Source organism: Neobacillus bataviensis (assembly GCF_019969725.1).
Genome location: NZ_JAHXYW010000011.1, coordinates 158,882 through 172,257, shown reverse-complemented (window position 1 = coordinate 172,257; position 13,376 = coordinate 158,882). Strand labels below are relative to the sequence as shown.

The window sequence follows — 13,376 nt, the reverse complement described above, 5'->3', positions numbered from 1 at the left end:
TAAAAAGAACGAAAAAATAGGAGTGAGTAAATATGTCCTTTCCACGGCCAGATGAGGAGCTAAAAGCATTTTTTTCTTCTGTTATACCAGTGGATCCCCGCATCACTATTAAGCCGATGTTCGGCAACCTGGCAAGTTTCATTAACGGGAATATGTTTGCAGGTTTATTTGGCCCGCAAATTTTTGTAAGACTTCAGGAACAAGATCGTCTTCGTCTTTTAGCGGAAGAAGGGGCAATGGAGTTTTCACCTATGCCAGGCAGGCCGATGAAAGAGTATGTTGCTCTGCCGGAAAAATGGGGGGAAGAGCCTGATAAAATAAAGAAATGGATTCAGCTGTCAGTAACATGGGTAGAAACTATGCCTGAAAAATTACCAAAGAAAAAGAAAAGTAAAGAGAAATAAATGATGTTAAAAGTAGAAAAAACTAGCTTCTCTAAATGGGAAAGTTAGTTTTTAGTTATAAAAGTGTTTGTATGTAATAAATTTATAATTCTTTTTCCTCCATCGGGATAATAAATTATGTTAAGGGAATTTGAAAAGGGTGGGGGGATTATATGAGTGAAGATATGTTTATGAGGATGGCCGTAGATATTGCTCATGAAAATGTGATCACTAACAGCGGCGGGCCATTTGGTGCAGTAGTGGTAAAAAATGGCCAAATTATAGGTGTCGGCCGTAATCAGGTAACGGCAAAGAATGACCCCACTGCACATGCCGAGATTCAAGCAATTCGAGCGGCCTGTGAATTTTTAGATAGCTACCAACTAACCGATTGTGAGCTTTACACTAGCTGCGAGCCATGCCCGATGTGTTTTGGAGCCATTTATTGGTCTAGACTTAAGACAATCTATTATAGCTGTACAAAAGAAGATGCAGCAAAAATTGGTTTCGACGACCAGTTCATTTATGATCAACTAGCACTGCAGGTGGAAAAAAGAAGTATCCCAATGATCTGTTTGCTCCCCGAAAACACTTACTCCCCTTTCCAAGCATGGACAAACTCAAGGCAAAAAAAAGAATACTAGATAGTATATTAGGGTGTCAGGCACCACTCGTGGACATTTGTCCACGGGCGGTGCCTGACACCCTTTTTAATTTTCCCAATTTGTTTACGAAGTATTTTGAAGTTTTTCACTGATTTTCCATTGTTTGCAATTGGTATATTTTGATACGATGAAGGGGTGTGAATAAAAGAAAGGTGGCCAGTATATGAAGAAGATTTTGTTTAGGAGAATTACCCAGCTTGTTTTTGCAACTTTTTTGACATTGAATCTAGTTCCCGATCTGCAACAGAAAGCTCAAGCAGTAACCTATGATTCTCAAACAGTTTCTTTTGGGCCGGGTCAGACGGTTAACCTGGTGGATGCACTTATTGCGGAAATAAATAAAGCAACCTCAACGATTGATGGTGCCTTCTACGAAATCCGCTATCAGCCATTTGTCGACGCTTTGATTCAGGCGAAAAATCGCGGCGTTGCGATTCGTATCGTAACAGATTCCGATTATATATCCAACACCTTTACACAGCAGCTTATTGACGCTGGTATCTCCGTTAAAGGGGACAACCGGTCGGCATTAATGCATAACAAATATGCGATTATTGATGGAAAAGAAGTATGGATGGGGTCTGCAAATGTGACAGATACGTGTAATGCCAATAACTATAACAATACAATTCTATGGAATTCATCTTCGTTAGCCTCAATATATAAAACTGATTTTGAAGAGATGTTCGTATACAATCAATTTACAAAAACAGCATCGCCATCCACTGTTAGCACCCAAAAGGTAACGGTTTCAACACAAGCAGGAAACATACCTGTTGAAGTTTATTTTGCTCCTGAAGACAACCCCATTTCAGCGCTGATCGATGTGATTAATAACGCTAAATATAATGTATATTTTGACTACTTTTCCTTAACAGATGATAACGTGAGAACAGCATTATTAAATGCGAAAAACCGAGGAGTGAATGTCGAAGGGATCTTTGATAGCAGCCAATATGGAAGCAATGGTCCGTACGGGGAGTTTGCCTACTTGGCACATGCCGGTATCCCAGTCAGCATTGCTGATAACCCTTATGACGGCAAAATGCATGATAAGGTTCTGATTGCGGATAAGGGATACACCATTGCTACCGTGGTAACAGGGTCCTTTAATGCCAGTGATAATGCCAATGACACAAACAGTGAGAACTTAATGGTCATCCACGATAAAGCAACCGCTGACAAGTATTATAATGAGTTTCTAAGAATTAGAGGGTCTTATGGAAGGGGCACTGTTTCGATCGATAAGAGCGCGGTTTCGGCAGGAAGCACCCAAACCATTAATGTAACACTACGTGCTCCGTCCACCTATCCGATTCAAAAGGTTAAACTAATGGCACCACCTAAATGGCCCGATCCAACTGCGGCAACAGTTACAGCTAGGAAGAGCGATGGAACCGATCTGACCAGCCAACTAAAATATTCAGGTAATTATGTATATACTGATACTGCAGGATTGGCAGGAAACCAAAGCATCACCTTTACCTTTACCAATTGGCAATCACCAACTATTCTTGGAGACTATAGCTGGTATGCCCAAACCATCACAACCACTGCTGCTGACCTATACGATTACTTACCAGTAAACTACCAAGCTGCAACCATAAGTGTCCAGTAAAATAGCATAAAAATACCTGCCCTTAAAAAGGAGCAGGTATTTTTATTTGTCCTCCCGGGAAGTACAATTGTCTTTTTGTGGTGCCTGACACCATTTATTTTTTACACTGTTGCTATTTTGTTAAAGCTTTGACGACTTCGTCTAATGTTTTTTCGCTAGCAATCAGTCCGTTTATGGTCCAGTTGCTTGGGTCGTTCATTTCATATACGTGTCCGTTTTTCACTGCATCAAGACCGTTCCAGATGGAGCTTTTCGCTAAGATGTCTAATCCAGGTTCCCCTTTTTTGCTGACTAAGAAGATATGGTCTGCTTTGATTTCAGGTAATTTTTCAAGCGCAATTGGGTCCCACTGGACTGCAGCTTTTCCTAATCCTTCGACGAAGGCTGGCTGCTTAATGCCTAGATCACCATAAAGGACATTTGCACTGAAACGATTGTTTTCCATTAGATAAAATTTGTCAGCCATTACCCAAATAATGGCGGCTGATTCCCCGTCAATAGCATCCTGGATTTTGGCCTTCGCTTCAGAAACCTTGGTATCATACTTAGCTAAGGCATCCTTGGCTTCCTTTTGCTTATTTAAAATCTCACCCATCTGGGTAACTTGTTTACGCCAGTCTGCACTAACCTCGTCCTTGAACACGTAAGTTGGAGCAACCTTTTTATATTCCTCGTACTGTCCTTTTTGAATCGCTGTAGGAGAACTGAAAATAATTAAATCAGGATCGTTGCTGATCGCTTGTTCCAATGGAAGATCCCAGCCGATTTTTGGAACACCCTTTAATTCAGGCTGCAAATAATCTAACACGGTATCGCCAATCGACCATTGAGCCGCTGGTTTTACCCCTAATGCCAATAATGAATCCTCTAAATATGGGGCAAGGATGCGCTTTGGATTCGCTGGAATCGTCACTTCACCCATGGCGTCCTGTAATTTGACTTCCACATTTTTGTCTTCTGTTTTCTTACTAGGTTCCGTATTATCTGTATTTCCACACGCGGTTACAAATACTAACAAAAGTAAGAACGTAATAGATAAATAAAAGCGATTTTTAAACATTGTTTTTCCTCCTGATATAGTGAAAATCTTCTGTTAATGCAAATGATAATCATTTTCAAGTCGATAGTCAATAATCAAAACACTAAGATTCTTTGAAATTTGTGAAGAGATTTCGAAGGATTATTCTGGAAGTGGTATTTCTACTATTAATATATTGAAATATCAGTAGTTGCTCTTTATACTTAATGATAATGATTATCATTACTTCTGGAGCTTTTTATAGCTTTTTTCGAATTAGAAAGGGTGTTCATTTTTGCGTGAAAATGACATACAACAAGAAGGTAGTTCTTTACCCTATATGAAAAAAAGAACTTCCCTAAAAGGAACCGGTATTATCATTTTTGGACTTATATTAATTATCCTATCCATGGGCTTATCGATTGCTTACGGTGCGGCAAATATCAAATTAGCGACTGTGTGGGAAGCAGTCTCGCACTTTAATCCTGATGTTACCTCTCATCAAATCATTCAAGAAATCCGTTTGCCAAGGGCCATAGGTGCCGTTCTGGTAGGAGCCTTGCTTGCTGTATCAGGTGCTGTCATGCAAGGACTGACACGGAATCCGCTCGCTTCACCATCAATCATGGGAGTGACCGATGGAGCTGCCTTTGCCTTAGTCATTACACTGGCATTTTTCCCTGCAGCGACCCTTTTAAGTCTTACTTTTTCTTCGTTTGTTGGAGCGGGACTGGGCGTTATGCTCGTTTTCATGATTGGCGCTTATTCAAAAGGAGGTTTGACACCGGTTAAGCTTGCCCTTGCCGGAGTAGCAGTCGGAGCGATGCTGAGCGCCTTCTCGAGCGCGATTGCTCTTCATTTTCAAGTAGCGAAGGACATGAGCTTTTGGTATGCCGGCGGGTTAACCTCCATGAATTGGGGCTCCGTGAAGATTCTGCTTATCGCAGGAGGTATTGGGCTCTTGCTCTCTATGTATATCTCAAGGTCCATTACAATTTTGAGTCTTGGAGAAGAAGTATCAAAAGGACTTGGACAAAATACACTTCTCATCAAATCACTTGGAGTCATCGTTGTCTTAGTGCTGACTGGGGCAGCGGTTTCGGTTGCAGGGGCCATCGGCTTCATTGGGCTGGTCATCCCGCATATTACCCGTTTTATTATCGGTTCGGATTACCGCTGGATTATCCCGATATCCGCTGTTTTAGGAGGATTATTGCTCGTATTGGCGGATATTGTGGCGAGAATGGTGAACGCACCGTTTGAAACACCGGTTGGTGCGATTACTGCTATCATCGGAGTTCCCTTTTTCCTCTATCTAGCACGTGGAGAAAGGAGAGGGCTTTAATGAACGTATTGAAAGCAAAGCAAAATAAATTTATCGCAACCATCAGCATTTTATTGCTGCTTACAATCATTCTTTTTATCATCAGCTTGAATTTAGGTGTGGTACGGATTGCTCCAATCGATGTGTTTAAGACATTGATCGGTATGGGAACGGCTCGTGACCAGCTCGTTCTGGTAGATTTCCGCCTCCCAAGGATGATTTTAGCCTTATTAATCGGTGCCGGATTAGCCGTTGCAGGTGCGATTCTCCAAGGAGTTTCAAAAAACGATCTGGCTGACCCGGGGATTTTGGGAATTAACACCGGAGCTGGTTTCGCTGTCATTTTATTTATCTATTTTTTCCAAGGCTCCATGAACAGTATTAGTACTTTTGGCACCTTTTTAATGCCGCTTTTCGCCTTTGTCGGTGCATGTATTGCGGCCCTGGTTATCTACGTTTTAGCTTGGAAAAAAGGAATTGATCCTGTCCGGTTGATTTTAGTTGGTATCGGTGTGAATTCCGGCTTTGGTGCCGCGATTATGATTTTTCAATTAAAAATGAATCCGCAAAACTTTATGCAAGCGGCGGTCTGGCTCTCCGGTGATATTTGGGGAGCGAACTGGAAAATGGTTGGGGTCCTGGCCCCGTTAATATTAGTGCTGCTGCCATTTGCGATATATAAAGGGCATATCTTAAATCTTTTAAATTTAGGTGATCAGGTCGCGACAGGACTTGGGGTAAGGGTAGAGAAGGAAAGGCGCCTGCTCCTTGTCACAGCCGTGGCGCTTTCAGGATTTAGTGTAGCGGCAGGGGGCGGCATCGTCTTCCTTGGAATGGTTGCACCGCATATAGCGAAACGATTAATCGGCCCAAGGCATCAGCTGTTTCTTCCGGTGACCGCCATCTTAGGTTCGTTACTGGTGCTATTGGCAGATACGATTGGCAAAAATCTGCTCGCCCCAACCGAAATACCGGTTGGAATTGTAGTGGCAGTGTTTAGTGCACCATATTTTATTTACCTGCTTATGAAAGCAAAATAAAGGGGGAGCTGAGCGTGGTCTCACTTTCAACAGAGAATCTTCAAATAGGATATGGAGATAAAATCATTGTAGAAGAATTGAATTTGAACATAAATAAAGGGGAAATAACCACTATCATCGGTGCTAATGGCTGCGGGAAATCGACGATTTTAAAAACGATCGCTCGAGTTCATCCAGCAAAGTCGGGGGTTGTTTACCTGGACGGAAAAATGATACACAAAATTCCGACTAAAGAGATCGCTAAAAAGATGGCTGTGCTTCCGCAAAGTCCTGAAGCACCAAGCGGTTTAACGGTCTACGAATTGATTTCGTTCGGCCGCTCCCCGCATCAAAGCGGCTTTGGCAGGCTGTCGAATGAGGATAAAAAGGTGATCCAATGGGCGTTGGATGTCACCGGATTATCAGCATTCGCCGATCATCCTGTTGATGCACTATCTGGGGGACAGCGACAGCGGGCATGGATTGCGATGGCCATTGCGCAGGAAACGGACCTTTTGCTTCTCGATGAGCCTACTACCTATCTGGACATGGCGCATCAGCTGGAGATCTTGCAGCTGCTGGAAAAATTGAATCGGGAAGAAGGACGGACTATTGTGATGGTCATTCACGATCTTAATCATGCCTCCCGTTTTTCCCACCATATGGTTGCTATGCGGGAGGGGAAATTAGTAAAAGAAGGTACAGCTGACGAAGTTATGACCCATGAAGTTTTAAAAATCGTTTTTCAAATTGATGCCGAGATTGTCAAAGATTCTCGGACGCAAAAGCCGGTCTGTCTTTCCTATGATTTAATTCAAAAGGAGCACAAGACAGTGAAGCAAAAGGTAGTGAATATATAGAGCAGTGGAAATGGATGTGGAATGTGATGAAGCTTTTCGACGTAACCATCATTGGCGGAGGTCCTATTGGCCTATTCACCGCTTTTTATTGTGGCATGAGAGAAATGGAAACGAAGATTATTGAATTTTTGCCGTATTTGGGCGGTAAGGTTTCCTATTTCTACCCGGAAAAAATGATCCGCGATATCGGGGGCATTCCTGCCATTACAGGGGAGGAATTGATCCGGCAGCTGGAAGAACAGGCCAGAACCTTTGAGCCGACGATTGTTCTGAACGAGCAGGTAGTTGGGTTAGAAAGATTAACGGATGGAACGTTTCTTTTGACCAGCCATAATGGCGAAAAGCATCATACTCGCACCATTATTTTAGCGACTGGTTTCGGCACGTTGAAGAGCGCCAGGCTTGACCTTGAAGAGGCAGAGAAATATGAAGGACGGAATCTGCATTACACGGTGGAAACACTGAAGAATTTTAGCGGTAAACATGTACTGATTTCTGGCGGCGGTAATTCAGCTGTGGATTGGGCGAATGAACTGCTTCCGATTGCGAAGCATATAACGGTTGTTCACCGCCGTAAGGAATTTTCAGGCTTGGAAAGAAATATTTCGAACCTCCGGAACTCAACGGCAACCATTTTGACACCGTTTGTAATGGAAGGGCTGTCTGGGGAAGACGACCAGCTGAGCAGCGTTCGTGTGAAGAATCTTGAAACGGAAGAAATACAGAACATTGTTGTTGACGAAGTTCTTGTGAATCATGGATTTTCGATTGACCTGGGCCCCATTAAGGAGTGGGGGCTGGAATTTGAAAATAGCAGTATTAAAGTGGACAGTTTCATGCAAACGAATATACCTGGAATCTTTGCTGCAGGGGATATCGCCAGCTATCAAAACAAACTGCACCTAATCGCTGGCGGCTTCTCCGAAGGCCCCACCGCCGTTAACAGCGCCAAAGCTTATATCGAACCAGAAAAAGAACTAAAACCAATCTTCTCCACCAATCACTTTTAAAATATAAACCGGCCCCAATCACAAACAGTGGATGGGGCCGTTTTTTTTATTTTTCTTGTTTTATTGTGCGGGTCGGGGGTTGAATGTGGTGGTGCCTTAAATAAAAGATAGCGGTCATGATAAGCGATAGACTTCCGAAAAGGACACACATGAGCTGGAGACCAATCAAATCTAACAGAAATCCGCTAATAAGAAGAACAATCTGGAAGCTAATTCGGTCAAGCATGTTTCGGAAAGAGAAGAATCGTCCATGGAAATCCTTCGGTACCATTGTTTGGAAGATAGTGGCCGTTGTCGGGAAAAAACAGCCGACAGAAAATCCAAATAACACAAAGGCGGCAATTGTTACCACCGGAAGGTTTGCTAAATAGAGCATTACCTCCGATAACCCAATCAAAAATGAACAAGCAAACAGAATGAAATAGGGAGTAATTCTGTCACTGATTTGTTTGATGAAGAAAGCACCAATCATAAAGGAGATACCCTCCGCCGTGTAAATCCACCCTTTAATGGCGGAACTATCCTGAATTTCACTGATATTAATCACCATAAGATTAAATCCTCCGAGAAACAAAACGGGGACCAGTGTCATGATGAGGGTCATATAAACAATTGGCAGATTTGTTATAATCGGAAAAACATCTTTAAAACTGGTCTTTTCTAAAGTGCTTTTCTTAACTTGCTGAATTCCCTTGCTTTCATCAATATCCAAGAACCAAGTAAGGATGAATAATCCGATATATGCAACCAGAGAACTCACATAAAGCATTGATAGCGGCATGATGACCAGCAAAAGTCCGGCCAATCCTGTTCCGATAATACGGGAAAGAGTCGAGACATTCATATGAACTCCATTTAAACGGAGCAGTTCCTTATCAGAAACGACCATTGGAAGGGCTGCTTGAAGGGCAGGAAAATAGAAAGCGGCTGAAATTTGAAGCAAAACTAGAAAAATGGCCATCCACCATATTGATTTAGTTGCAATGGCAATGAGCATAAAGATTACACTGACAGCCCTCACAAAACCAGCGATAAGCATGACCCTTTTCTTACTCGAATGATCGGTAAGTCTGCCGGCATATGGCCCAACCGCAATTCCTGCAAGCAGTCCACCTGCTAGAAGGAGTGATTTTAAGAAGTCTGAGGGGAGCATGTCCTGCATGAATTCCAAATTACCAATTATGCCAAACCACAAACCCAGTCCAGCAATAAATTCTCCCGTTAATAAAATCCATACATTTCTGTTTTTCCACATACGTTTCGCCTTTCGAAATTTAATTCATTCCTATCAAAGATACAACAATATTTCAAATATTAAAAGAAAAAAATGAGAAACAGCAATTGTTCGTTTTTTGTAAAGAAATGATTAAGAAAAGTAGGTAATAAGTAGGGGGAGAGGGCGCTAGAAATTAGAAGTTTTATCAATTTTTTTAAAAGGACTGGGGTAAAATTCCTAATAATTCTCTTTTTTGATTTTCGGATGTTTACAATTCTTTACATTGTCTTAAAACTACCTCTCTATAATGAAAATCGTACGATAACTATTTTTAAGGGGGAAATTAAATTGTTTAAGAAAAACCTAGTTAAAAAGATTCTTCCATTAGCTATGGTCTCAACTTTAGCATTTGCGGGTTTTGAAGGTACAAACGCTGTGAAGGCGCAAACAAATAAACCAGTAAACACCAATGCTGAAATTAAAAACGTAATTTTTCTTATTGGTGATGGAATGGGTGTTTCCTATACGTCAGCCTACCGTTATTTAAAGGATAATCCTGCTACTAAATTCGTTGAACCTACTGAGTTAGATAAATACCTCGTCGGGCAGCAAACTACATACCCAGAAGATCCAAAACAGAATGTAACCGACTCGGCATCGGCTGCGACAGCAATGGCAGCGGGAGTAAAAACCTACAATGCCGCCATAGCGGTCGACAATGATCAATCAGAAGTGAAAACAGTACTTGAAGCTGCGAAAGAACAGGGAAAAGCAACAGGTCTAGTCGCGACTTCCGAAATCACGCACGCAACGCCAGCATCCTTCGGTTCGCATGATGTAAACCGTAATAATATGAATGCGATAGCGGATGATTATTTTGATGAAAGGGTTAACGGAAAACACAAAATTGATGTCCTTCTAGGCGGCGGTTCAGATTTATTTATTCGCAAAGACCGTAACCTTGTTGAGGAATTCCAAAAGGATGGCTACAGCGCTGTTTCAAACCTTCAGGAATTGAAAAAGGACAACAATGACCAGGTGCTTGGGCTTTTTGCGAAGCGCGGCATGCCGAAAATGATTGACCGTACAGAAGAAATGCCTTCGCTTGCTGATATGACGAATGCGGCCATTGAACGTCTAAATCAAAATAAAAAAGGCTTCTTCTTGATGGTGGAGGGAAGCCAAATTGACTGGGCCGGACATGACAATGATATCGTCGGTGCCATGAGTGAAATGGATGACTTCGAAAAAGCATTCAAAGCAGCGATTGATTTCGCTAAAAAGGACGGGCATACGCTGGTTGTAGCAACGGCCGACCATTCTACCGGCGGTTACTCCATTGGTGCCCGTGGCGAGTACAACTGGTTCAGTGCTCCTATTAAGGCAGCGAAACGCACACCGGATTTTATGGCTGAGCAAATCGCAGGTGGTTCCGATGTGAAAGAAACGTTGACCAAATATCTTGATCTTCCATTAACCGATAAAGAAATTCAGTCAGTCAAAGATGCTGCTGATTTCAAAAGAGTGGTAGATATCGATAATGCCATTGAACAAATCATTGACACCCGTTCATTCACAGGCTGGACGACTGGCGGTCACACGGGTGAGGACGTAAATGTATATGCATTTGGTCCTGCCAGCGAACGCTTTGCAGGTCAAATCGACAACACCGATAATGCCAAAATCATTTTTGACCTCCTTGAAAAAGGCAATAAAAAAACTGTAATCGAAGATAAGTAAGTTTTCATGATAAAAAATCCCGCAGCTCTTTGCGGCGGGATTCTTTTTCAAAAAGGTCCTTTCTACCCGATTGGAGGAGTCAATGTGAAACAGATTATGTTCATTTTTTCATTTGTTTTTCTTCTCGCAGGCTGTTCGTTATCATCTATTCAATCTAATTCGAAAGCTGAACAACCCCATGAAAAAAAGATTTCAGAAGCGGAGCATGACGCCTATTATAACAGCCCTCAGGTGACGGATGACTCCACTTTGCAAAGACCAGGCCAGTCCTTTACGGATGAAAAAGGGGAAGCCACACTAAAAGCAATGAAGCAGGTAAACAAGACTTATCATTTTGGCGATATTGAGTACACAATAAGGGAAGTAAAGCTGCTTCATTACCGCCCAGATTACAGTTTAATTGACTATTTTCATCCGTTAACAGAAGCCGAAGAGTTTGACTTTATAAAAATAAGCGTCGATATTAAAAACCTTTCAAAAGAAAAACGGCAATTTGCTCCTGTTGCACTATTTGAGACCAATACGGGTGTAAAGGCAGACTGGAATCAGGATATGTATCTCGAACATCTCAATGGCGTTTTAGAAGGGGATGAAGTAAAACGTGGCAGCCTTGGTTTTATTGTAAAGGATACAAAAAGCCAAAAGATTGACTGGATAAAAGTCTTAACAAGCGATGTCTATAACGTTAAACAGGAAAGACTTGAAGAAGCACAAACTATCCAAATTCCTATTTCATGAAAAAAGAAGTTAGTGGATAACCACTAACTTCTTTTTCTTCCCAATTTAGTAGAAATGCGCATGCCGTATTCCATCACTTTATTTCTTAAAAAGTTTTCTCTTTCTTCTGTTACATTAAAGCTGACATACCCGATGCTGATGGCACCTATCAATTCATTGGAATGGTCAAAGATTGGGGCAGCGACAGATGAAGTGCCTTTCGTTCTTTCACCATGACTTTCGGCAAATCCATTGCTATGAATTTTGTTCAATAAATTTAAAAAGTCCGCTTTGTCTTCTTCGATAGGTCCCAGCTTTTTAATGATCTTTACAGCCTCATTTTTGGGCATATGGGCTAACATGACTTTATTGGCGGCCCCAATATTCATCGGAATGCGGATTCCCAGTTGGTCATAAATGCGAATCGGGTTATGCGGGCAGTCAATTCTTTCTACGATTAACGATTCCAGGCCAATGGGTTTACTAAAATAAACACTTTCCTCGCACTCGTGCATCAATGCCTCCATTTCAGGGCGGATAAGCCCGACAAAATCAAAGGTATCATACATCTGCAAGCCATACTCCAACCAGGCATTGCCCATTGAATACAGTTTTGTTTCGGCTTCCTGTTGAATTAATCCGTGCTGCATCATCGAATGTAACAAACGATGCATCGTGCTGACCGGGAGCTCGCATTCCTTAGATAAATCAGTAATGGAATACCAGCGCTTCGTGTCATTTCCGGCAAGAACTTTAATTACTTGCATGGCTCGATCAATTGTTTGCATCACTTCAACCCCTAAAAATAATTTTTCAGTCAATTCTAAATATATTGACATGCAAAACCAGCTGCATTAATATCATAAATATAAGTTTTCCGTTAATAAGAATTATATTCCACTATGCGGAAAAATGAAAGGGGGAAATAAAAATTCATGCTAGCATCAATGCATAAAAAGCTTAACCGAGTAATCGTCAAGCATCCCAAAGACGCTTTTCTTAATCAGGAGCATTTAAATAAGGAATGGAAGAGATTCAATTATATCAGTGAACCTGATTTTACCAAGGCAGAGCGGGAATATGAACAATTTCTAGAGATTATGAACAATCATGTGGAAAACATTGAATATTTACCTGCTTCAGAAGGTGTTGGTTTAGATTCGCTTTATGCCCATGATCCCGTTAAATTTACGAAAAAGGGCGCGATTATTTTAAAATCAGGGAAAAAATTACGTCAGCCTGAGGCCGAAGCCTATAAAAAATTTTTGCTAGAAAAGGATATTCCAATTCTTGGAGAACTCACGGGAGAGGCGACAGCAGACGGGGGGGACCTTGTTTGGCTCGATGATCGCACATTATTAATTGGGCGCGGCTATCGAACGAATGATGAAGCAATTGAACAAATCAAGGAAATGACTAGGGATATAGTCGATGAATGTATCGTGGTTCAGCTCCCTCATGATCAAGGGGAAGAAGAGTGTCTTCATCTCATGTCATTTATAAGTATTGTCGACGACAATTTGGCTGTTGTTTATTCTCGGTTGATGCCGGTCTTTTTACGACAGCTGCTCATCAAACGCGGCTTTCAGCTCATTGAAGTGCCCCATGAGGAATATCACCGGCTTGCCTGCAATGTTCTTGCGTTAGCACCGCGTGTTTGTTTGATGGTTTCTGGAAACCCTTACACAAAGGGAAAATTAGTAGAGGCCGGGGCAACGGTTTACGAATATGAAGGCAATGAAATTTCTTATTTAGGAACGGGCGGGCCGACATGTCTAACATGTCCAGTGGTTCGTAATTAATAAA

The 13,376-nt window shown here is 41.8% G+C and carries 13 protein-coding genes; 10 read left to right on the top strand and 3 right to left on the bottom strand.

Annotation, left to right across the window (positions count from 1 at the left end; translation table 11 throughout):
• Positions 1-32: 32 nt before the first annotated feature.
• The 3 genes from LC455_RS23420 (at position 33) to LC455_RS23410 (ending at position 2,666) form a co-directional block, all read left to right on the top strand.
• A complete protein-coding gene (locus LC455_RS23420; protein WP_223594521.1) occupies positions 33-404 on the top strand; it encodes a TfoX/Sxy family protein in 372 nt (123 codons plus the stop codon).
• A 152-nt stretch (positions 405-556) separates the two neighbouring features.
• On the top strand, positions 557-1,027 hold the full coding sequence (locus LC455_RS23415; protein ID WP_223594519.1) for a nucleoside deaminase: 471 nt from the start codon (positions 557-559) through the stop codon (positions 1,025-1,027).
• 184 nt (positions 1,028-1,211) lie between these two features.
• Positions 1,212-2,666 (top strand): phospholipase D-like domain-containing protein, encoded by a 1,455-nt coding sequence (locus LC455_RS23410; protein WP_223594518.1) that lies wholly within the window; start codon positions 1,212-1,214, stop codon positions 2,664-2,666.
• Between the two features lie 112 nt (positions 2,667-2,778).
• Here LC455_RS23410 and LC455_RS23405 read toward each other — a convergent pair whose 3' ends face one another.
• The gene (locus tag LC455_RS23405; RefSeq protein ID WP_223594516.1) at positions 2,779-3,726 is read right to left on the bottom strand and encodes an iron-hydroxamate ABC transporter substrate-binding protein; all 948 of its coding nucleotides are present in this window, start codon (positions 3,724-3,726) and stop codon (positions 2,779-2,781) included.
• Positions 3,727-4,024: 298 nt separating this feature from the next.
• On the opposite strand from LC455_RS23405, the gene LC455_RS23400 reads away from it, so the two are divergent.
• The 4 genes from LC455_RS23400 to LC455_RS23385 are packed head-to-tail and all read left to right on the top strand — an operon-like array spanning position 4,025 to position 7,897.
• Positions 4,025-5,029 carry a FecCD family ABC transporter permease gene (locus LC455_RS23400; RefSeq protein WP_223594601.1) on the top strand — a complete coding sequence of 335 codons (1,005 nt, stop codon included), beginning with the start codon at positions 4,025-4,027 and terminating at the stop codon, positions 5,027-5,029.
• 8 nt (positions 5,030-5,037) lie between these two features.
• Entirely contained in the window at positions 5,038-6,048 is a 1,011-nt protein-coding gene (locus tag LC455_RS23395) for a FecCD family ABC transporter permease (protein WP_223594599.1), read from the top strand.
• Positions 6,049-6,062: 14 nt separating this feature from the next.
• A complete protein-coding gene (locus LC455_RS23390; RefSeq protein ID WP_223594514.1) occupies positions 6,063-6,887 on the top strand; it encodes an ABC transporter ATP-binding protein in 825 nt (274 codons plus the stop codon).
• 26 nt (positions 6,888-6,913) lie between these two features.
• Entirely contained in the window at positions 6,914-7,897 is a 984-nt protein-coding gene (locus tag LC455_RS23385; protein ID WP_223594512.1) for an NAD(P)/FAD-dependent oxidoreductase, read from the top strand.
• A gap of 46 nt (positions 7,898-7,943) precedes the next feature.
• Here the strand turns inward: LC455_RS23385 and LC455_RS23380 are convergent, their stop codons facing one another.
• On the bottom strand, positions 7,944-9,152 hold the full coding sequence (locus LC455_RS23380; RefSeq protein ID WP_223594510.1) for an MFS transporter: 1,209 nt from the start codon (positions 9,150-9,152) through the stop codon (positions 7,944-7,946).
• 351 nt (positions 9,153-9,503) lie between these two features.
• Here LC455_RS23380 and LC455_RS23375 point away from each other — a divergent pair, with 351 nt between their 5' ends.
• Together LC455_RS23375 and LC455_RS23370 are read left to right on the top strand one after the other, a co-directional pair.
• Positions 9,504-10,853: an alkaline phosphatase gene (locus LC455_RS23375; RefSeq protein ID WP_223594597.1), complete on the top strand. Its 1,350-nt coding sequence runs from the start codon at positions 9,504-9,506 to the stop codon at positions 10,851-10,853.
• Positions 10,854-10,937: 84 nt separating this feature from the next.
• Complete coding sequence (locus tag LC455_RS23370; RefSeq protein WP_223594508.1) at positions 10,938-11,591, top strand: DUF4352 domain-containing protein; 654 nt, start codon at positions 10,938-10,940, stop codon at positions 11,589-11,591.
• Between the two features lie 23 nt (positions 11,592-11,614).
• On the opposite strand, the gene LC455_RS23365 is transcribed toward LC455_RS23370, so the two are convergent.
• Entirely contained in the window at positions 11,615-12,358 is a 744-nt protein-coding gene (locus tag LC455_RS23365; RefSeq protein ID WP_223594595.1) for an IclR family transcriptional regulator, read from the bottom strand.
• Between the two features lie 147 nt (positions 12,359-12,505).
• Here LC455_RS23365 and LC455_RS23360 point away from each other — a divergent pair, with 147 nt between their 5' ends.
• Positions 12,506-13,372, top strand: a complete 867-nt coding sequence (locus tag LC455_RS23360) for a dimethylarginine dimethylaminohydrolase family protein (protein ID WP_223594506.1) — start codon at positions 12,506-12,508, stop codon at positions 13,370-13,372.
• Positions 13,373-13,376: the final 4 nt, after the last annotated feature.